Origin of the sequence: Luteolibacter sp., assembly GCF_039920825.1 — a bacterium.
Taxonomy (GTDB): domain Bacteria; phylum Verrucomicrobiota; class Verrucomicrobiia; order Verrucomicrobiales; family Akkermansiaceae; genus Luteolibacter.
The window spans coordinates 1-20,653 of sequence record NZ_JBDSCX010000007.1; the positions used below are offsets into that span (position 1 = coordinate 1).

The following is a 20,653-nucleotide window of genomic DNA, read 5'->3' on the forward strand; positions in this document are numbered from 1 at the left end:
ACGGAGTGCTTGCGGTCACCAAGGTCGAGTCCGACGGTTCTGGTAGATGATGTGTTTTTCATGGCAGCGGTAGTTTACCACAACGCGCAACTCGCGCCTGCTGCCTTCTCATCTATTCTTGTTCGCCAATGTTGTTTTTGAAACGGGACTTCCACCACTCCGGCAGCCCCGGGTTCCAATGCTGCCAAAAGACTCCATGGTAGTCGTGTCTCTTCGTCTCGCGCCAAATCAAAGCCGAACTGAGGACAGTGCTTGAAATGAACGTCGGAAGCCACCCTGGGAAGCCCGTAAAAATCGTCAAACCGGCAAGCGTTACGAATACGGCTGCCCATATCAGTTCCGGAATCCGCGAAATTCGGAATACGTTGCAGAATAGAAAGAAGTGCAGGACAACAAACGCTATCACAGCGCCACCCCGCCAGACCTGGGATCCCAAAACAGTGGTCCCTGCCGTTCCCGCACACAAGATCACGACGTCTATCATCGAGATGCGGAATCCAGGACTGAAGCGCGTCTTGCTCATATGTTTGAGGCGAACGTCGATGTCCACACATCCGCTACCGGGAGCGAGGCTTCGACTCAGGTTGAGGGTTGTGGCTACGCTGAAAAATCAAACTCGGAGCGGGTAGCGGATTGTGGTGCGACGCCTTGTTAGCCTCTTCTTTTGTTGCGTGTGTTCCGGCATTAGATCGTACAAAGCGATCATCATTCGGGATGCGTCTTCGCCATTCCGAAATACGAGGCATGAACGTGAAAACAATGCTGGCAATAACTGAAGTTGCAACGAAGGAAAACCACAAGCACCACAATCTCCCCACACTCCACCCCTCCTTGATAGTGTCTGGGTCACTCATGGATCGGTTATGAACAACTTGTTGAACAGCGACGACGTCTCCGTGAACCCAATTCCCAGGCTGGCAGTAGCCGGGTCCACTAGAGTCCGTGCAGTCGTAAAGCCCATCGCTACAAACCCCCCATCCAACCGTGCACATGATCGTTATCACGACCATCCACACGGTAAACTTCGCCACGATTTTAAGGATGGGATTCATTTCTGGCTAACAGTCTTTATTAGCCGGATCAGCATATCGCGAGAACGCGATATCCGATCTGCTGTCATTGGATAGAGCCAAGCTCTTTAGACCATGGGCGTCAACGAAATCCGCCGATTCGAGGCCGGAGAGTGAAGCGGGAACTGAGAGAGATTCCGATGATCTTCAGGAATTCCGGAGCAGTTGGATACGACCGTTTTCGTCATCCGGGCTTTCCACCAGACGCGATCTTCTCCGAAAGCGAAGGAACCCGAAATTTCTCGACGCTAACGGAGGAAACGCGGAGAGTGTTCGGATGAACTCGGAAAAGCCGGTCGTGGTTTACGCGTGGGGTGCGGATTTGGAGGCATCCCGCGATCTGAACCCCCGCCAGAGAGAGGCGTTTGCCATGGTCCTGGGGTGGCTGGAGCATTGGCGTCTGCGTCTGGGCCGCGAGGCGGGAAGAGAGACGTGCAAGGAGTTTTGGCGGGAACAGGTGATGGTAAAGGAACGCCAGCCATGGCAACTGGAGCAATGGAGCGGGGCGATCCAGTGGTATTTGCGTTGGATGAAATACCGGCAGGAATCCGGTGGCGAGGTGCGGAGTCTGGAGGAACGGGTGCGGCAGGCGGTGGAGAGCGCGGGTGCGCGGCGCGGGCTGGCACTGCGGACGCGGGAGACCTACGGGCGCTGGGCGGCGGGTTATGCCCGATGGGCCGGGAATGCGCGGGCGGTGATGGAGCCGGAGCGGGCGAGCGCCTATCTGGGCTGGCTGGTGACGGAACGGAAGGTCTCCTTTTCCACCCAGAAGCAGGCGCTCAACGCGCTGGCGTTTTTCTTCAAGGATGTGTGCGGGTGGGAGAGCGTGGAGTTCCAAGTCCGGCTGCGCAAGACGCCGAAGCGGCTGCCCGTCGTGCTGGATGTGGCGGAAGTGGTGGCGATTTTGGAAAAGATGGACGGCTGCTTCGGCCTGATGGCGAGAATCCAATACGGGGCCGGCCTGAGGCTCAACGAGCTGGTGACCCTGAGGGTGAAGGACGTGGACGAAGGCCGCGGCATCGTGACCGTGCGTGATGGAAAAGGAGGGAAAGACCGAACCACCGTGCTGCCGCAGGCGGTGGGTGAAGAAGTGGCAACCCGCAAGGCGCGCCTCCGCGAGCTGCAAACGCAGGACCGTGCGGCGGGGCTGCCTGGAGTGGCGCTTCCGAATGCTTTTGGCCGCAAGGACCGGCGGGCTGGAGAAAAGTGGCCGTGGCAGTGGCTTTTCCCTGCGGCGAAACCTTCGCGGGATCCGGAGAGCGGGATCGTGCGCCGCCATCACGTGCATCCGGATTCGTATTCGACGGCGCTGCGTCAGGCGGTGGATGAGGCCATGATCGACAAGCGGGTGACAAGCCACGCGCTGCGGCACGCGTTTGCCACCCACCTGTTGGAAGGAGGCAAGGACATCCGAACCATTCAGGAACTTCTGGGCCATGCGGATGTGAAGACGACGGAGATCTACACCCATGTGGCGAAAGGGGTGGGAGCGATGGGGGTGAGAAGTCCCTTGGATGCCTGCGTCTGATCCATCAAACATACACTCTCACACTCATTTCTCCGAAAACCCCAGGTGCCTCTCTGAAAACTCTCGGCGCTTCTCCGAAAACCTTCGGTGCCCTTACGAAAACCTTCGGAGCCTCACCGAAAACTTTCGGAGCCTTACCGAAAACCTTCGGAGCCTCACCGAAAACTTTCGGAGCCCTTACGAAAACTTTCGGAGCCCTTACGAAAACTTTCGGAGCCTCTACGAAAACCCTCGGAAGGCACCCGGCGGTGGTCGAGACCGAGGTGAAAGCGGCACGCCGGGAGCCGAGCCAGAGGCGAAAAACGGAGCGTTCACGGTTCCGTGGAGCGGATCACTTGGTACCTCCCGAACTTTCCAGCTTCTGAGCCGCCTCGAGGATTTTCTCAAGGAACGCGGGGGCGGTTCCGTTCGTCAGTCCAGATACTTGGTATTGCTTGTTCCTCCCGTCGCTATCCATCTCCGTCGTGGTGATCTCGATATAGGCAGGCAACGCCGCGATTTCTTCCGCCGATGCTCCATCATCGTTTTTCGGTTTCGATCCGTCCGTTGGATGAATGGCAGAGTAATCAATATGGATGCACACGGACATAACGCCCGCTCTCCTGATCGCGCAGGTCCATGGCATGGCTCCAACGTCCGTGGAATCCCTGAATCCTGAAACGACGATCCAGTCGCCCGCAATTTTGAGCGTTGGAGCGTGTTCGGCGGCCGCGCTCAGGAGGCTCGATCCGATCAGCAGGCAGGCAATCCATCGACTTGGTATTTTCATTTGTGTGAAATGTTTGGGCCCATCCGCAGAGGGATGAAAGCTCGATTTCGATCGGGTGGATTGGCACTATCGGAACGTTCCTTGGGATCGCGTATTAAGAGCATCCGAAACAAGCCGCCACTCCCCTACTCCGCCTTCTCCAAGGTCCGGGGCGGGAGCATGATGGAAACGGCGTGGAACAGGATGAAAAGAAAGAAGCCGAGCATGAAACCCCAGATGGGAGCAATCACGTTACCCCTCATGAACGGAACCACCGACGAGCCGATGCCGACCACGAGATTGGCGATAAATAGAACCGAGCGGGCGCAGCCGGCGCGTTGGGCGTAGGCGCGCTCCAGCAGGGAAATGACGAGACTGACAACCAGCATCAGCACGAGCAACCTTCCTCCCGGATAGAACCAGCCGACGACATCCTCGACAACCACATCCTGCATGCCCGAACGCGCGGTGGAGGCCCAAGGCAGAAACATGGAGGCGAGAGCGGCGACCGCCAGGAGAATGTGCAGGCGGCAGAGGGAGAGCAGGTTTTTCGAGGGAATCACCGTTTCATCCAACAGAAGCGATCGCGGCGGGTCAATCCGATTCAATCCATACCGGTGGCCCGGATGTCCCGGCCCCACGGCGCACCTGAAGGCCGGGTCTATTTCGATGGCTCATCACCGCCGGAAGGGGCGGCTTGTCCGACCTCTTTCGTCAGGATCGTTCCCCCGCCCGCCGGGTCGACCGGACGAAAACCATACTTTTCGTAAAATCGGAACGCCCTTCCATTACCTGCGGTCACTTCGGCGCGGATGATGCGGAAGCTCCGCGTCGATGCCCACTGAAAGACGCTGTCCAGCAGATCGGCAGCTGCGGAACCACCGCGGAGGTCGGGAGCAATCCACATCTGAAGCAGCTCTCCTTGATCGGGATGTTCCGGGATCCGATAGAGCGCGGCCAGACCGACCGGCCGATCCGTGAGAACGACGAAAGTGGCACGATCCTCGCCTCGGGCTGACGCGTCCGCTTGCGCCACCCAACTGGCGTCATCCCTTTCCAAGGCGGATTGATAGGTGCTGCCAAATGCCTCGGGCGATTCCTTGAGGGCCTCCAACCGGATTGCCCGATAGAGCGACGCTTCGCCTGGGTTCAAACGTCGGATGGCGTGCATGGGAATGGATCAAACGGGGGATGGCAGCCACGGGGAAGAAAAACGTTTCCCGCCGATCCGAAACGGGGCGGAGGACGACCCGACAGATCACGCTGGATTTCCCGGCCCGGCGGGGTTTTGCTGCGGGGATGAGCGAGCCTCTCTATCAACCCCGTTCCGACGTCGCGGCCCGCCTGCTGGGCTTGGGAGTTTTCTCAGCCGGAGCGGCGGTGATCTGGTGGCAAGGCGTGCTGCCGCTACAGGCCGCGGTGGCGGAGAAACCGCTGGTGGAGTATTCCATCAAGCTGGTGATCCTGGGTGAGTTTTTCGTCGCGACGGGACTGTTCTGGATGATCCGCGGTCTCGCGGGCTACACCGCCGTTCGCACGATGCAGAAAAGCCCAAAGACGATGAAAGTCCTCGCTGCTGCCGCATTGGCTGCCACTCTGTTGAGCTGGTGGTTGCTTACCCATGTTTTCGAATCCTACGGTTACTTCAACCCGTGATCGCGGAAGCGTCTAGCGGGCGGGGGTAACGGAAAATTAGATACTCTAATAATTAGTAAATCAAAAACAGTTTCCTGTACGCAATCGCGTAGTCATCCTATCATGGCGTGCCTTCCCGCGTCGTGCGGGACGCCGGCTCAGCGAGTCGCCAACAAAGCGAGCTCCTTGTGATGCACGGCGAGCTGTTGGAGGCGGATGGCCTTGAATCCCATTTCCCGCAGACTCGTAAACCACGCCGCTTTTTCCGCGACCTGCGCGGGATCGGTTAGCTTCAAAGTCATCAGCGCGCCACGGATGGAGGGGGCCATCTTGCAGAACCTCGCGCATTCCTTGAGCACCACTTCCGGCGATTGGTTCATGTCTGACATGAACCATGTCACGCCTTGGCCGAGGTCGCGCTTGCTGGCGAGAGCGGCGGGTTTCCGGCAGTGATAGAACCATGGCTTTCCAAGAGGCGCGTCCTCGCGATTGACGATGGCTTTTTCCATCACCACGTCCGCCATCTTCGCCGGGTCCACACCGATGACGGGAATGCCTCTATCAAGAAGGGCAAGCACCACTCCGCCGGGCGCGCAACCGAGCTCGACGACGATGTCCCTGGAAGTAAAATTCAGATCAAAAAACCGGGTGGCTTCCTCCAGTTTCAACCATGCCCGCGATGGCGAACGCTCGGTCATCACGATCCCGGAATCTCCCGCGGGATCGGGACTGAGAAACGGCCCATGCCGGTACACTCCCGACCAGAACTCGCCCTCGCCCAGCTCCACCACCGTGCCGATGAGCTCGCCGGCCTTCGGTCTCGCAAGCGGAGCTCCTTCGTTCACGCCCTGCATCTTCCGGTCATAAAACTTCGCATGGTGGATCACCGCCATGTCGCCGAGTTTCGCAACCGCTTCTTCGCGCGTCGCGGATTTCCCCAACGACAGGCAAAGCCGCCGCGCGCAGGCCACTGCCACGTCCAGCGATTCCAAAGAAAACGGCGCGTCCGCCTTGAACGTCACGAACCCGCGCCGCTGGTAGCTCAAGCGCCAGCCGAGCCCCATCGTTTCCGCTTCCAGCTTCAGCGCCTTCTCCGTTCCCGGATTGGTCAGGGCAAATAAGAATTCCGTCTCGATTCGTTTCATCATCCGCATGCGGTGGCGTCCCGCCACCCTCGTCCGCTGAGACTAGGAAGCCACCCGTTCCCGGCAAGGCGCAATGTCGTCCAGGTCCCTGCCGAACGGTCGAGACCGGTTGCCGGAAGTCACTCTCGGAACTCCCTCACGCGTTTGCCATCAGAAGGCGGTCTGGAGTTCACGGTTTACCGTGCTCTTGAAGAGGCAATCTGAAGATTGAACTCCGGACAGCGAAACGGAGCGCCTCACCGGGAACAGGTCCCAGCGTCCAGCGCCAACTAGGAGGCTGTCTGAAAAATGATGAATTCTGTTATCGCGCAGGGACGCAGAGGCGCAGAGTTTTTCTGGAGGGAGAAAATCGCCGCAACATCCATCAACGCAAGTCTCTGCGCGAGACATCTATCTCTTCTGGAATTTGAAACGACTTCCGACAATTTTCAGACGGACTCGCGGTCATCCGTTTCCTGCCAAAGCTGTTATCGAAAGGAACTGAACAGTTTCAGCGGCCTCGAAATCAAGCTCAAGTCGCACGACGGACTCTTGAAATTCCTCAGGTAAGGGTTCGATTCCAAAAGCGGGTTTGCCTTCGGGCAGTCGGGTTCTCGAATACGAGCCAGTATGAGGAACCCAGTCGTATACGACGATCGGCGCCTCTCCATGATTTCAGTCCACCTAACCGCGAACGGTCCAGCTTGATTTCAATCCAAGGGATATTGAGTGGTCCAACTCTGGCGCTCAGGATTTCCGCCTCCCTTCGAAATAAAATTCAACTATCGGCCAGCGCCCGACTGAGATCATTCGGATGGCGGTAACCCAGGTGATAGGCCACGGCCTTCACCTGCCACTTTTCCTCACGGATCAGTCGCCGGGCTTCCTCGGCCTTGATCCGGCGGAAATAGGCTCCCGGTGACAACCCCGTCTGCGCCCTGAAGAAACGATGCAACGTGCTGGGCGACATGCGGAGGTAATCGCACAGCGCCGGAACCGGGGCGTGGATCGCGAGATTTCCGGCCATCCAGGCATGGGCGAGTTTCCAACGCATCTCATCCTCGGCCGGCGCGGATTGGTTAGAGCGCAGGATTTCGACCTCCAGCAATTCACGCAGGGCACCCAGGGTGCGGGGCAATTGACCGTCGGCCAACGCGACTTCGTTCCGGCAGCGGACGTGCAAGTCTGTCAAAGTTTCCACGGATGCGGGGCGCAAGTTCAGCGAGCGGAAGCCTCCCGGCTCCGGACACAGTTCGTTGAGCACGGGGCGTCCCTGCCAGATCCAGACGAGAATCTCGACGGTCGCCTTCTTCGTTTGGGAAATACCGAACGCACAATCCGGATCGAACAGAAGTGCCACCGGTCCTCGAACGGTTTGCGTGGAATTTTCCGTGGTGACAACGAATTCCCCGCGCAAGAGCAGGTAGTAGTTCGTGCCAAGGTCGTAGTGCATCGCCAGCGGGTCCTTCGCGAAATCCCGCTGCCCCCATCCGAGGTAGAGCAGCGGCAATTCCTCTCCCCCGCCCCAACTCGGGCGGCCCGGTGGCGGTGGCAATGTTCCTTTGGGTATCGTCATCAGAGCGATAGCAGTTTATGTCACCACATCGGAATGAGCTAGCATTTTTCCGTAGCCAAGCGCGGGCCGTGGTTGTAGTGATCGACCCTTACAAACCCACGCGCTCGTTGAAATCCGCCATCACCATCTCCCAAGTCCCGGAAGCCGCGGCCGGCCCGTTCGTCCTGCGCACGCCGCTGCCGGAAGCTTTCGCGACCGCAGCCGCCATCGGATTCGATGCGGTGGAACTGTTTCTGCCCGGACCGTATTTTGCATCGGTGGAGCAGGTCAAATCTCTGGCGGCCATTCACGGTCTCGCCATCGCCGCCGTCGGCACCGGAGCGGGCTGGTTGCGGCACGGACTTTCCTTCACCGATCCCTCCGAAGAAATCCGCGAGCAGGCGCTCCATTTCGTCCTTTCGATGATCGACTTCGGCGCACATTTCAAAGCCCCGGCCATCCTCGGCTCCATGCAGGGGAAGAACGTCGGACCGGATTCGATGGAGCATCTCGTCGCCGCCCTCCGAATTTGCGCGAAAGCCGCTGCCGAACATCACGTGCCGTTCATCTACGAGCCGCTCAACCGATACGAAACGAATCTGTTCAATCGCCTCGGTGATGCCGCAAAATTTCTCGAAGCGCACGATCTGAAAAACGTCGTCCTCCTCGCGGACCTGTTCCACATGAACATCGAGGAACAGGACGTGGCAACTGCTCTGCTAGAAGCGGCTCCACATGTCGGCCATGTCCATTTCGCGGACTCCAACAGACAGGCGATGGGCTTCGGCCACACTGCTGCAGCACCGATCATCGCGGCGCTGCGGCAGATCGGTTATACGGGCTACCTTTCCGCTGAAATCCTTCCATTGCCCGATCCCGAGACCGCCGCACGTCAAACAATTTCCTCCATCCGTTCCCTGCTCGAATCATGAAAACCCGCCCGCTCGGCAAGACCGGCATCGATCTTCCCATCCTCGCCTTCGGAGCCTCCTCGCTCGGCGCGGAGTTCCGTTCCATCACACTCGACGAGGCGATGCAGTCCACGCGCACCGCCATCGACCTCGGCATGAACTTCATCGACACCTCGCCCTACTACGGCCGCGGGATGTCCGAGATCATGCTCGGTCTCGGACTGAAAGACATCCCCCGCGAAAAATATCTGCTAGGCACGAAGCTTGGCCGCTACTCCAATACCCATTTCGATTTTTCCGCCAAACGCGTTGAGGAATCCGTCCATGTCTCGCTGCACCGCATGGGCACGGATTACCTTGATGTCATCCTGTTGCACGATGTCGAATTCGTGCCCCTGCCGCAGATCTGGGAGGAAACGATTCCCGCGGTTTTAAAACTCAAGGAGCAGGGAAAAGTCCGGGCTGTTGGATTTTCCTGCTATCCGCTGAAGACGTTCAACACCGTGCTCGATCACGTCGAGGATGTGATCGACTGCGTGCTTTCCTACAATCGCTACACGCTGCAGAACACGACCTTCGCCGATGATCTTCTGCCACGCCTCGCGGCGAAGAACATCGGCGCGATGAATGCCGGACCGTTCTCCGCACGTCTTCTAACAAATGCCGAACTCCCCGCATGGCTCAAGGAGACCGAGCAAGTCAAAGCCGCCGCCCGTGCTGCCGCAAAGCTCTGCGAAAGCCGTGGTGTGGACATCGCCCAACTCGCACTTCAATTTTCCTGCGAGCATCCCGGCCTCGCCACCACCGTCGCCGGCTCGGCGAACCCAGCGAACATCCGCAAGTGGGCGGAATGGTTGGAGCAGCCCATCGACCGCGAACTACTGGCCGACGTGCTCGCCATTTTCGCTCCGGTGAAAAACTCCGGTCACCTCGAAGGCCTTCCGGAAAACAACTAATCTGTTCAGAACATCCTTCACTGAAAACTGAAAACTAACTACTAGCCACTTTTTGATGCAAGCCATCCAATTCACCGCGCCCATGGAGATCAATATCGTCGATCTCCCGGAACCCACCGCTCCCGGTCCAGGCGAGGCCCTCGTCCGCACCCATCGCATGGGCATCTGCGGGACCGACCTTTCGTGCTATCTCGGCAAGTTCCCTTTCTTCGCCTATCCGCGCACACCCGGCCATGAGCTGGGCCTGGAAGTCGTCGCCGTCGCCGATGATGTGACGAATGTGAAGCCGGGCGACAAGTGTTCGTTAGAGCCCTACGTCAATGATCCGGAATCGCCGACATCGCGGAAAGGTTCCGTCAACTGCTGCCCCGGCGTGCAGGTCATCGGCGTCCATAACAACGGCGGCCTGCGCAAGGGTGTATTCGCCGTTCCCGCGCGCAAACTGCATGTGGGCAACGATCTTTCCTACGATCAGCTCGCCCTCGTCGAGACGCTCGCCATCGGCTACCACGCCGTGCAACGCGGCAATCCCAAGCCGGGTGAAACCGTGCTCGTCATCGGTGCCGGCCCCATCGGCCTCGCCTGTCTGGAGTTTTTGAAACTGATGGACGTAAAAACAGTGGTGATGGACATGGTACAAAGCCGTCTCGATTTCTGTCAGCAGAACCTCGGCATCCAACACGCCATCCAATTCAAGCCGGACGATTCCCCTCTCGCGGAGTTGGAAGCCCTCACCGACGGCCAACTCGCCGACGTCATCATCGACGCCACCGGCAGCCCGAAGTCGATGTCCACCTGTTTCACCTACGCCGCTTTCACCGGCCGCGTCGTATACGTCGGCATCACCACCTCCGATCTCACCTTTCCCCACGCCCCGGTCTTCCACCGCCGCGAGCTGACGCTGTTAGCCTCGCGCAACGCCATGCCGGAGGATTTCGAGAAGATTATCCAGCTCATCCGCGAGGGAAAAATCAACACCGGGCTCTGGATCACCCACCGCATCGCCTTCGAGCAAGTCCCCGCCGAGTTTGCAAAGTTCACCGATCCCGCCCTCGGCGCCATCAAGGCAATCATCGAGGTCCGCTGAGCAACAGGGTTGCCCATTACCCCAAATGATCTTTTTCCTTTCGGCTCTCCAGGCGGTTAAAAACTCTCCTCGGACTTCTTCGTCTTTCTGAAAACCGAACACTGAAACCCAGCTAACTCATCTTATGAAGACCTGCCCTAAATACACCTTCGGCGTCGGCGATCGTTTCGCCAACGGCGCGCACGCCCAGCTCACCGCGTTCATCGAAGCTAACAAACTCGGCATCGACATTGTTCCCGTCTGGAACAAGTCGAATCGCGAGCACAACATCATCGGCTCAGAGCCGATCCAAACCCGCCAGGCCGCCGACAAGGCGGTGGCGGATCTCGGCTGGACCGGCGAGTATCTGTTGGATGCAGACCACATCAATCTCTCCACCGTAGACCGCTTCGTCGCACCCTGCGACTTCTTCACTCTCGACGTCGCCGACGACATCGGTGAAGCCGCCGACCCGGCCGATGTGGCGGCCTTCATCGCGAAACATCCGGAGCTGATCGGCACCGTCGCCATTGAGGGCATTGCCGCGCCGTTTGAAATTTCCCGCGCCGATGTCGAGAAGACCGCGAACCAATTCCTCAAGGCCACCCAGAAAGCCGCCGCCATCTATCAGCACATCGTCAAGGCCAAGGGAGGCGTGGACAATTTCGTCACCGAAGTTTCCATGGATGAAACCGACAGCCCGCAGACGCCGCCGGAAATGTTGATCATCCTCGCCGCCATCGCGGATCAAGGGATTCCGATCCAGACCATCGCGCCGAAGTTCACCGGTCGTTTCAACAAGGGCGTCGATTACGTCGGTGATGTCGCGCAGTTTGAAAAGGAATTCAACGACGACCTCGCCGTCATCGCCCACGCGATCAAGACCTATGGACTGCCTGCCGCGTTGAAACTCTCCGTGCACTCGGGTTCCGACAAATTCTCGATCTATCCGATCATCAAGAAAGCCATCCAGCGCACCGGCGCCGGTCTCCACATCAAGACCGCCGGGACGAACTGGCTGGAGGAGATCGTCGGACTCGCGGAAGCCGGTGGCGACGGACTCGCCCTCGCGAAACAGATCTACGCCAAGGCCCTCGAGAAAAAGGAAGCGCTCTGCGAACCCTACGCCACCGTCATCGACATCAGCGACGCCAAGCTTCCCTCCGCCGAAACTGTCAACGGTTGGACCAGCACCCAATTCACCGACGCCCTGCGCCACGATGAATCGAATCCCGGCTACAACGCGGACCTCCGCCAATTGCTGCACGTCGGATTCAAGATCGCCGCGCAACTCGGCCCGGTTTACATCCAAGCACTGCATGACAACAAGGAAGTCGTCGCGAAGAACGTCACCGGCAATCTGTTGGACCGCCACATGAAGCCGCTGTTTCTTTAAGGAGGGCGGACACTCTTGTCCGCCAAGCCAATGAAAGGAGAATAGGAGGAGCCTCCGGCACATTCCCTTTCGCTTTCCATTGACCCACGACAGGAGTGTCATGGCTCCCTAACTTTTCAAAATGATCGACTCCCACCATCACCTCTGGAACTACTCCACTGAAGAGTATGACTGGATTCCTCCCGGCTCGTCTCTCGCGCAGGACCAACTTCTCGCGGAGTTGGAAACGGCGACCACGGCTGCCGGAGTGGACGCCACTGTCGTGGTGCAGGCGCGCCAGGTGATTGAAGAATCCGACTGGCTGCTCTCACTAGCAGATCAATCCGACCTCATCGCCGGTGTCGTCGGCTGGGTGCCTCTCATTGATGCGAACGTCGGCCATTCACTCGCTCGTCTCGCCGCGCATGAAAAATTCAAAGCGGTCCGGCACGTCCTCCAAGGCGAGCCGGACAGCTATCTCCTCCGGGACGATTTCCACCGCGGGCTCTCGCTCCTGCCCGATCTCGATCTCCGCTACGATCTGCTGCTTTTCCAACGCCAGCTCCCGGTCGCCATTCAGCTCGTCGATCGCCAGCCGAAACTCGGCATCATCATCGACCACATCGCCAAGCCGGAAATCCGCAAAGGCCGGATCGATTCCGCGTGGAAAGCCGGAATGGGCGAGCTCGCCAAACGCGACAACATTCTCGGCGTGAAAATCTCCGGCATGGTCACCGAAGTCCTCGATTCCGAAATCGACGAAGCCACCCTCCGTGCCTACTTCGACGAGACGTTAGCGCTCTTCGGCCCGGACCGAGTAATGTTCGGCACCGATTGGCCCGTCTGCCTCCTTCGCATCGATTCCTATCAAGCCTGGGCGGAAACCGTCCGCCGCTTCGTCTCGGATCTAACTCCCGACGAGCAACACGCAATCCTCCACGACAACGCCGTTCGTTGTTACGATCTCCAAGAGGTTGTCTTAAAATAGGGGGTGGGGACGTCTCGTCCCCACGCATGGTCGAGACGTCCATGCCCCTTATGCGCGGTTCACGCGGAACAAAGTGGCAGGAGTGTCATCGACCGCACCCGGATCGAAATCTTCAGACCGCCTCTAAGGAAAAAAAGGACGCACCCGCCATCGAGAGGCCGGTGCGTCCGTAAGATCCAATCCGCGGCTGCCAGCCGGAAGGCGGCGATTACCTGTCGAGTTCGCGAAGTTTGATGTTGCAGAAGGAGACCGCATTGCCGTGCTCTTGGAGCATGATGTGCCCGTCCTCCCACTCGCCGAAAATCGGGATGTTATGATATTTGCTCGCGGCTACCCGTTTACGGAAATCCGCCGATCCACGCTCGAATGCCACGGTTTTCACGCCGTTCAGGAAGAACTCGACGTTCTTGCCTTTGGAAACGATGCGGGCGTGGTTCCATTGACCGACGATCGTCACTTTTTTGTCCAGAGGAGCGGGAATCAGGTCGTAGAGCGAGCCGATGGTGCGGTCGCCGTTGAGGCCGAGCTTGGCGTCCGGGTGGAGCTTGTCATCGAGGATCTGGAACTCCAAGCCGATGGCGGATCCGACGGCAGCCGGTTCGCCGGCCTTTGAAATCGGGGTGATGTTAGGCTGGACGAAGATTTTGATGCCGCTGTTGGCGCCCGGGGTGATTCGAAAGTCGAGTTTGAGTTCGAAATCCGAATAGCGCTTGCGGGTGATGATATCACCTCCACCGGCGGCTTCCTCGCCTTTATTCTCAAGGGTGCTGAGGATGCCTTCATTCATTTTCCAACCGTTGGTGGGAAACGCCTCGGTCTTGGGACTGCGCCAGCCGTCGGTGGTTTTCCCGTCCCAGAGCATGATCCAGCCGTCGGCTTTTTCAGCATCGGTCAGCGTGTTGAGCGCGGTTGCGGCCACCGGAGTCTGGGCACTGACTCCGGCAACGAGGCACAGCGCGAGAATGGATCGACGGAACATGAGGAGTTTCGATTTCATGATATGGATTGGTGGAATGGGTTGACCTTCCGACTATACGCCTGCCTCCGGGATTTCATGCGAATCTTTTTTTCGGGAGGCCAATTCCACGCCGGTAATCAACCCCGAAAAAAGCGCCGCTCCGCCGCCAGAATGTCTCACGGATTCTTCGACTGGCGCAGATAGAGAAAAAGATCGCGAACCTCGGGTTCTTCAAGGGTATTGAGCAAGCCGACCGGCATCATCGAAAGCGGGCTGAGCTCGCGTTTGGCAATGCCATCTTTCGACAGCGTGACCGGTGCGGCGAGGGTCTTGAGGGTAAGCGTGCGGTCGTCCTCCGCAGCAACGACTCCGGCGACAAGATTGCCATCCTTCATCGTGACGAACGTCTGCTGATAGTCGCGGCCGATGATGGCGTTCGGATCGAGGACGTTCTGCAATAGATAGTCGGTGTCGGAAAAGTTTCCGGGAAGTTCCGGTCCGATGTGACCGCCTTCTCCGAAGAGGCTGTGGCAGGCGGAGCAGGTTCGTTGGAAAACCGCTCTACCGTTTTTCACGTCGGCACTAAGGATGGCGTCGTCACTGAGAAATTGGCGGTAGCGTGCGATATCGGCCTGGCGCTGGGCGTCGGTCGGGTTGAGCGAACCGAAGTTTTTGGCGAGCCAACGGTCGAAGTCGTCGCGCCGCGCTCCCTGGATCAGACGGGCGACAGGGGCCGTGAGATCCTTGACGGGAATGGCGTTGGCATCAAAGGCGGCGATCAGCGCCTCAATGCCTGCTGGGCGCGCGACGAGGGTGGTTAGGGCCGCGGATTTTTCAAGCTGCGAGAGACTTGGATAGGCGATAATCACGGCTTTTGAAATCCGTGGATCGTCGTAGTTGGCGAGGGCATTCAAGGCATCAATGCGCAAGGCGCTTTCCTCGCCCGCCAACCCTAACAAAACTTCGACCGGCGCCAAATCGCGGCGGGCGACCAGTGACATCATCGCCTCGCGGCGGGACTTCACGGGGGCGGATTTGTTGGCCAGCAAATCGCGCATTTCATCGAGGGCGGAAGCACTGTCGAAAATCAGGGCGAGCGAGCGGGCTTGCTGGCGGACCGTTAAGTCGGGATCCACTTTGAGTTTCTCGTAAGCCACCGCCCAACCTTCCGGCTCAGGCAAATGCGGACGGCCCACGGCGGCGGCGAGCAGCCCTCGCAGCGCGGCGGCGCGGGTGACGGAATCAGCCTCGGATAACTCAGCAGTCAGAGCGCCCATCCCTGCGGAGGATTTCGTTTCATCTCCCAGCGACGCGGCAAGCACCCGGCGGGCGATGAATTCATGAAGCCGCGGCTGGCGGGTCGATTTGAACAACCCCACACCGCGCACCGGATCAGCAGCGACCGCACCTTCGGCGGCATACCAGATCATGAGCGGAAGATTGTGGTCGTTCACGTCCTCCGCGTGGTCGGCGAGCGCGGCAAGCAGCGGCCAACGATCGGCAGGCGCAAGCTTTTGCGCGGCGGAGGAAAGCCGCAAACGGACCGACGGCGAGGGATCCGATTTCGCCAGCGCGACAAAGCGGGCGAGCGCATCTTGGGTAAGACTCCCCTGCTCCGCGAGACAGGTCACAATCCAGCCGCGGACGAATTCCGACTTGACGGTTAGAGCACGCAGTGCGGTTGGTTCACTCAGCGCCCCCTGGCTGTGAAGTGTCCACAGCGCGCGGAGTTGGCGGGTGTCATCGGGATTTTCAAAGAGGATTTTCTCGAGCGCAGCGGTGGTTTCCGGATTCGGTCCGCGCTCCTGAAGCAAGCGGCGGGCGTGGCGGACATACCAATCGTTCGGGTCGAGCTGCATCTTCACCAGATCCATGTCGCTCAGCGCTGATAGATCCACCGCGCGCGGTTTCACCTGATCATTGACGATCTTGTAGATTCTCCCGTTAGACCGATCGGTGAAAGCGCGTTGTTGGTGGCATGGCACCTTGTCATACCAGTCGGAAATGAAGACCCCGCCGTCGGGCCCGTATTGCGGCGAGAGTCCTCGGAACCAGGCGTCCGGGCTGGCGATAAAATCAGTCTTCCGCGCGCTGCGGTAGCCGGAGCCCTCGCGAGTGAAGGTCTCGCAGCGCAGCTTGTTCATGTGCACGTCGTGGAAGAAAAAGTTGTCGCGCCATTCCGCCGGGAAAGCCCCGCCGAGATAGAACATCGCGCCGCAATAGCCGGCCTTTTCATAACGACCCCAGGCAATGGTCTCGATGTCATCGTAAATGTATGGATTGAAATGCGAGCCGGCCTGCCGCGTGTAGTGCGCTCCTTCAATGGCATGCCACATGTGGGGAACAACGCAGGCGGCGAAGAACGCCTCGCCGTGATCGTTCCAATCGAGCCCCCACTGGTTGCTCACACCTTCGCACCAGCGCTCGAAAATCTTCCGAGTCGGATGATAGCGCCAGACGCAGGCGTTGAGTGGAATACGCTCCGCAGCGGAGGCACCGGGGTGGCCGACATTCGAGTTGGTGAAAATCCCCTGCGTGCCGTATAGCCAGCCGTCGGGTCCCCAGGTGAAATCATTCAACGTTTCATGCGTGTCCTCCGCGCCCCAGCCGTCGAGCACGATTTGCGGTGGACCGTCGGGCACCGCGTCGCCGTCCTTGTCGGGGATGAATAACAGATTCGGCGGCGAGCCTAGCCAAACGCCTCCGAAGCCGACGGCAAGACCGCTGCTGAAGTTCGCCTTGTCCCAAAACACCGTGCGCTTTTCGAATTTCCCGTCACCATCTCTGTCCTCCAGAACAAGAATCCGGTCCTTCGGCTTGCCCGGCGATTCCGGATAGTTCGAGTTTTCCAAGACCCACAGCCGGCCGCGGTCATCAAGCGTGTAGGCGATGGGCTGGACGATGTCCGGCTCCCCGGCGATGACCTCCACGCGGAAGCCCGGTGGGACGACCATTTGTGAAGCAGTGCCGGCTGGGTCCAGCGCGTCATTGGCCGCCAGCGGTCGGGCGGGATCGCGGGTGGGATCGCTCTGGGCGGAACCCAAAGCTGATAGAACAAGCGCGAGGACGATTTGGGCTTTCATGAAAAATGAAGCCTATAAATCGTCGCAAGCGCGGACGAGCTTTCAAATGATCCGGAATTCGAAGGATTCCGGCCGGAGGATGCAGGGACCTATTCGCGCGCCTGGGCTGAAAGTTTTTCCGCGGTGATGTTGACGTTCACGGTACGGGTGGCCACACCGCCTTTGGAATTCACAATCGTGTAGGTGAACGAATCCGCGGTGGTGTTGCCCGGCTGCGGTTGATAGATCACCGAGCCGTCGCGCACCGTGAGGGACGCACCGTTGATGCTGAGAGGAGAAACCGACCGGAACGTGCAGAGCTTGCCGTCGTTGGCCAGCAGGGTGCTGATGGAAATTTTCATCCCTGCCGCAGGATTTCGGGAAGTCGTGTCGGTTCCCGGAATCGGAATCGTGCCGGTGGAAAACTGATAGCGACCGGATTCCACCGCGAAAACCGCAGCGCCGTTCTCCATCCGCAGGAACTTGACGCCTTCCGCACTGGATGCCAGCTTGCCGGATTCCCGGACGCTCGCGGCATCCTTGGCGGGAACATGAACAACGGCGGTGGTATTGGTGGGAATAGTGGTCGTCAGGGTAAAATTACCGTTAGCCGAACTCCAGGCGCTCGTAACGAGTCCGTGGATCGTGCGAAGTTCTCCTTCGACTTCGCTGAGCTTGCCACCGGTCACCGGACGGATGACCAGCTTCTTGAATCCGGCGCTGTCAGGATCCGCATCGATTCCGGCGACGGAGCGATAGAGCCATTCGCCGCACGAACCGAGCGAGTAGTGATTGAAGGAATTCATGCCGACGTTCTGGAATCCCTTGTCGGGCGTCCAACCGTCCCAACGCTCCCAGATCGTGGTGGCACCCATTTTCACGGAGAAGAGCCACGACGGGAAGGTGTCCTGCATGAGCAGTCGATAGGCGGTTTCGGTTTTGCCAGCCTTGGTCAGTTCCGGCAGAAGATAACTCACACCAACGAAGCCGGTGGATAGATGGTAGCCCTTGGCAACGATGTCCGCTTCGAGCAGATCGGCGACCGGAGCCCGCAGTTCGTCGGGCAGGAGTTCAAAGCGAAGAGCCATCAGATAGGCGCACTGGGTATCGCCCTTGATGTGACCGTCCGGCTTCACATACTTCGCAATGAATGCGGATTTGATGGATTGGAAAAGCTGTTCATGGCCGGTGGCATCCGCGGTCTTTCCAAGTGCCGCGGCGGCCTTGGCCAGGAGATGGGTGGAGTAGGCGAAATAAGCGGTGCCGATGAGTTCCTTATCGGTATCCGCGCCGATAGAGAGCCAGTCGCCGTAGTCGCTGCCGCGGCTGCCGCTGCGGATGAAGCCGTTGCTGCCGGCCTTGCAGTACTCGATCCATTTCACCATGGACGGATACTGGCGCTCCAGCAGTTGCAGGTCGCCATAAGCCTGATAGACAGTCCACGGGCAGATGACTCCCGCGTCACCCCACGCGGGAGTTCCTTTCGATGGACCGGCGAAGGGTGAGACGTCGGCGAAGCGACCACTCGATTCCTGACTGTCGGTAACGTCCACCAGCCACTTCGTGAAAAACGCGGCAACGTCGGCATTGTAGGTCGCCGTGCGAACAAACACTTGCGCATCTCCCATCCAGCCAAGTCGCTCGTCGCGCTGAGGGCAGTCGGTGGGCACACTCAGGTAGTTCCCGCGCTGGCCCCACTCGATGTTCGATTGGAGCTGGTTTACCTGTCCGTCCGAGCAGGCGAACTTGCCTGTCTGAGGAGTGGCGGAACCAATGACAATCCCGGTGACGGCATCCATCGGCGGTTTCTTTGTTAGACCGGTGAGCTCGACATAGCGGAATCCGTGGAAGGAAAACTTCGGCTGCCAGATTTCAACGGCTTCTCCCTTGCAGACGTATGTGTCGATGGAAGGAGCCCCCCGAAGATTGTCGGTATAAACGGTTCCATCCGGATTGAGCATTTCCGCATGGCGCAGGGTGATCTTGGTTCCGGCAGCCGCTGAAATCTTCAGACGAACCACACCGACCATGTTCTGGCCGAGATCATAAGTCCATTTACCCGGCTGGGGCACGGTCAGCGCCTTGGGCTGGATCTCGGACAACTGGCGGACGGGTTCCATCACCTGTCCGTTCATCTCGCGGAACGGCTCGTTGCGCTCAACCACCGTCGACCAATCCGCGTCATTGAATGCGGGCTTCTCCCAGTCACGGATTTCCTTGGTGGCGTCATAGTCCTCCCCCAACATGAAGTCGGTGGCCAGCATCGGGCTGACATGGGATTTCCAACTGCCGTCCGTAACGATCCGCTCGCTGCTGCCATCCTGATAGACCAGCTCGAGTTGGGCGAAAAGCGCCGGACTCTTGCCCCAGTATTGATAGCCGCCGTTGCCGATGTGTCCGGACCACCAGCCGTTGGCTACCTGGGCGCCGAGAACATTGCGTCCGGATGTTAGGAGCGATGTGACATCATATTCCTGATAGCGGAGGCGTTTCGAAAAGTCCGTCCACTCCGGTGCGAGGAAGTGATCGCCTACCCGTTGGCCGTTGAGCCTGAGTTCGTAAACACCGAGCGCTGTGGCGTAAACCGTGGCCCGTGCAAGCGGCTTTCCGACAGCGAATGACTTCCGCAGATAGGGAACCGTGGCTGGCGGAGCGAGGTCCGTCGGGTAGTGGAGCGGAGTATTTTCAGCAACGATCTTTTCCCATTTCTGGCCGTTCGCGGTGAATTCCACCCGCAGCCTTTTCATGTGATCGCGGGACGGATCGGTGCCGAGAGCGTCGTTGTTCACGACCACGGAGAAACTTCCGGGTTCAGCCAGATTGGCGAGCTTCTTGGTGACATCCAGCGAACCGGTGCCATCGATCGCTTCGTAAACCGCATGTGTGATCTCGGGTGGTGGCGGCAAATCCGCCGGGAAATGCAGCGTCGCCTTTTCCGGGAACAACTTCACTGTATTCTTGCCGGCAATCCCATATTCCACCCGCAGGTGCTTCACCTTGCTGTAGGCGGGATCTTTACCAAAACTCTCGTTTTCCACCGCCACCGAAAACGTACCGGCGCGGGCGAGTTCGTTCAACTTCGCGGTGACGTCAAGCGACGCGCCGCCATCGAGGGTTTCGTAGGCAGCCTTGACGATAACCGCGGCCGGCTGATTGGCTACCGGTTGGATCCGGGTGCTGGCGTCGATCCATTTCGCACTCCAATCGGCGGTTTGAAGCAGGCCGACCGTCCAAGTCGCGGGTTTGCTCCATTCCGAGCGCTCGCCGTCCTTGTCCCACGAACGAACTTTCCAGAAACACTGGGTGCGCGAACCCAATGGAGCGCCGCCGTATGACACTTGACTGGTGGCGTCTCCGGCCACCTTGCCGCTGTCCCAGAGATCGCCCTTGTTTTCCGCGAGCAAGGCGGGGGACGACGCAACAAGGATCTGATAGGCCGTCTGCATCTCACCGCGTTCAAGCGACTCCACCACCCAGGACAGTCGCGGCTTCACCACGTCGATCCCATGCGGATCGGTGAGATATTCGCAACGAAGGTTCGCGGTGGTCACCTCCGCACCGAGAGGAGTGGCGAAAAATGTCAGGGCGAGAAACGCCGTGCGGATGATCGACGATTTGCTAAATCCGGGGCTCCGGACGATGAGGTGGCCTTCCTGCGGTTTCATATAAATGGGTTC

The 20,653-nt window shown here is 59.1% G+C and carries 15 protein-coding genes; 7 read left to right on the top strand and 8 right to left on the bottom strand.

Annotation, left to right across the window (positions count from 1 at the left end; all coding sequences use genetic code 11):
* Positions 1-1,347 precede the first annotated feature (1,347 nt).
* Positions 1,348-2,598 (top strand): integron integrase, encoded by a 1,251-nt coding sequence (locus ABIQ96_RS00950; RefSeq protein WP_348212654.1) that lies wholly within the window; start codon positions 1,348-1,350, stop codon positions 2,596-2,598.
* Positions 2,599-2,929: 331 nt separating this feature from the next.
* Here the strand turns inward: ABIQ96_RS00950 and ABIQ96_RS00955 are convergent, their stop codons facing one another.
* From ABIQ96_RS00955 to ABIQ96_RS00965, 3 genes are all read right to left on the bottom strand, one after another.
* Positions 2,930-3,367 carry a hypothetical protein gene (locus ABIQ96_RS00955; RefSeq protein ID WP_348212655.1) on the bottom strand — a complete coding sequence of 146 codons (438 nt, stop codon included), beginning with the start codon at positions 3,365-3,367 and terminating at the stop codon, positions 2,930-2,932.
* A gap of 125 nt (positions 3,368-3,492) precedes the next feature.
* Positions 3,493-3,909, bottom strand: a complete 417-nt coding sequence (locus tag ABIQ96_RS00960; protein WP_348212656.1) for a hypothetical protein — start codon at positions 3,907-3,909, stop codon at positions 3,493-3,495.
* Positions 3,910-4,007: 98 nt separating this feature from the next.
* Entirely contained in the window at positions 4,008-4,517 is a 510-nt protein-coding gene (locus ABIQ96_RS00965) for a GNAT family N-acetyltransferase (protein ID WP_348212657.1), read from the bottom strand.
* 128 nt (positions 4,518-4,645) lie between these two features.
* Here ABIQ96_RS00965 and ABIQ96_RS00970 point away from each other — a divergent pair, with 128 nt between their 5' ends.
* A complete protein-coding gene (locus tag ABIQ96_RS00970) occupies positions 4,646-5,002 on the top strand; it encodes a hypothetical protein (protein WP_348212658.1) in 357 nt (118 codons plus the stop codon).
* 137 nt (positions 5,003-5,139) lie between these two features.
* Here the strand turns inward: ABIQ96_RS00970 and ABIQ96_RS00975 are convergent, their stop codons facing one another.
* Positions 5,140-6,129, bottom strand: coding sequence for an SAM-dependent methyltransferase (locus ABIQ96_RS00975; RefSeq protein ID WP_348212659.1), 990 nt, complete (start codon positions 6,127-6,129; stop codon positions 5,140-5,142).
* 754 nt (positions 6,130-6,883) lie between these two features.
* Positions 6,884-7,681 carry a helix-turn-helix transcriptional regulator gene (locus ABIQ96_RS00980; protein WP_348212660.1) on the bottom strand — a complete coding sequence of 266 codons (798 nt, stop codon included), beginning with the start codon at positions 7,679-7,681 and terminating at the stop codon, positions 6,884-6,886.
* 107 nt (positions 7,682-7,788) lie between these two features.
* On the opposite strand from ABIQ96_RS00980, the gene ABIQ96_RS00985 reads away from it, so the two are divergent.
* The 5 genes from ABIQ96_RS00985 to ABIQ96_RS01005 all read left to right on the top strand — a co-directional run bounded on the left by ABIQ96_RS00985 (position 7,789) and on the right by ABIQ96_RS01005 (position 12,956).
* On the top strand, positions 7,789-8,592 hold the full coding sequence (locus ABIQ96_RS00985) for a sugar phosphate isomerase/epimerase family protein (protein ID WP_348212661.1): 804 nt from the start codon (positions 7,789-7,791) through the stop codon (positions 8,590-8,592).
* Positions 8,589-9,527, top strand: a complete 939-nt coding sequence (locus ABIQ96_RS00990; protein ID WP_348212662.1) for an aldo/keto reductase — start codon at positions 8,589-8,591, stop codon at positions 9,525-9,527. Before ABIQ96_RS00985 ends, ABIQ96_RS00990 begins: the two co-directional genes overlap by 4 nt.
* A gap of 55 nt (positions 9,528-9,582) precedes the next feature.
* Positions 9,583-10,614 (top strand): zinc-binding alcohol dehydrogenase family protein, encoded by a 1,032-nt coding sequence (locus tag ABIQ96_RS00995; RefSeq protein ID WP_348212663.1) that lies wholly within the window; start codon positions 9,583-9,585, stop codon positions 10,612-10,614.
* A gap of 124 nt (positions 10,615-10,738) precedes the next feature.
* Entirely contained in the window at positions 10,739-11,989 is a 1,251-nt protein-coding gene (locus ABIQ96_RS01000; protein ID WP_348212664.1) for a tagaturonate epimerase family protein, read from the top strand.
* 121 nt (positions 11,990-12,110) lie between these two features.
* Positions 12,111-12,956: an amidohydrolase family protein gene (locus ABIQ96_RS01005; RefSeq protein WP_348212665.1), complete on the top strand. Its 846-nt coding sequence runs from the start codon at positions 12,111-12,113 to the stop codon at positions 12,954-12,956.
* Positions 12,957-13,164: 208 nt separating this feature from the next.
* Here the strand turns inward: ABIQ96_RS01005 and ABIQ96_RS01010 are convergent, their stop codons facing one another.
* From ABIQ96_RS01010 to ABIQ96_RS01020, 3 genes are all read right to left on the bottom strand, one after another.
* Positions 13,165-13,953 carry a DUF1080 domain-containing protein gene (locus ABIQ96_RS01010; RefSeq protein ID WP_348212666.1) on the bottom strand — a complete coding sequence of 263 codons (789 nt, stop codon included), beginning with the start codon at positions 13,951-13,953 and terminating at the stop codon, positions 13,165-13,167.
* A 137-nt stretch (positions 13,954-14,090) separates the two neighbouring features.
* A complete protein-coding gene (locus ABIQ96_RS01015; RefSeq protein WP_348212667.1) occupies positions 14,091-16,997 on the bottom strand; it encodes a PVC-type heme-binding CxxCH protein in 2,907 nt (968 codons plus the stop codon).
* An 89-nt stretch (positions 16,998-17,086) separates the two neighbouring features.
* Complete coding sequence (locus ABIQ96_RS01020; RefSeq protein ID WP_348212668.1) at positions 17,087-20,641, bottom strand: family 78 glycoside hydrolase catalytic domain; 3,555 nt, start codon at positions 20,639-20,641, stop codon at positions 17,087-17,089.
* Between the last annotated feature and the right edge of the window lie 12 nt (positions 20,642-20,653).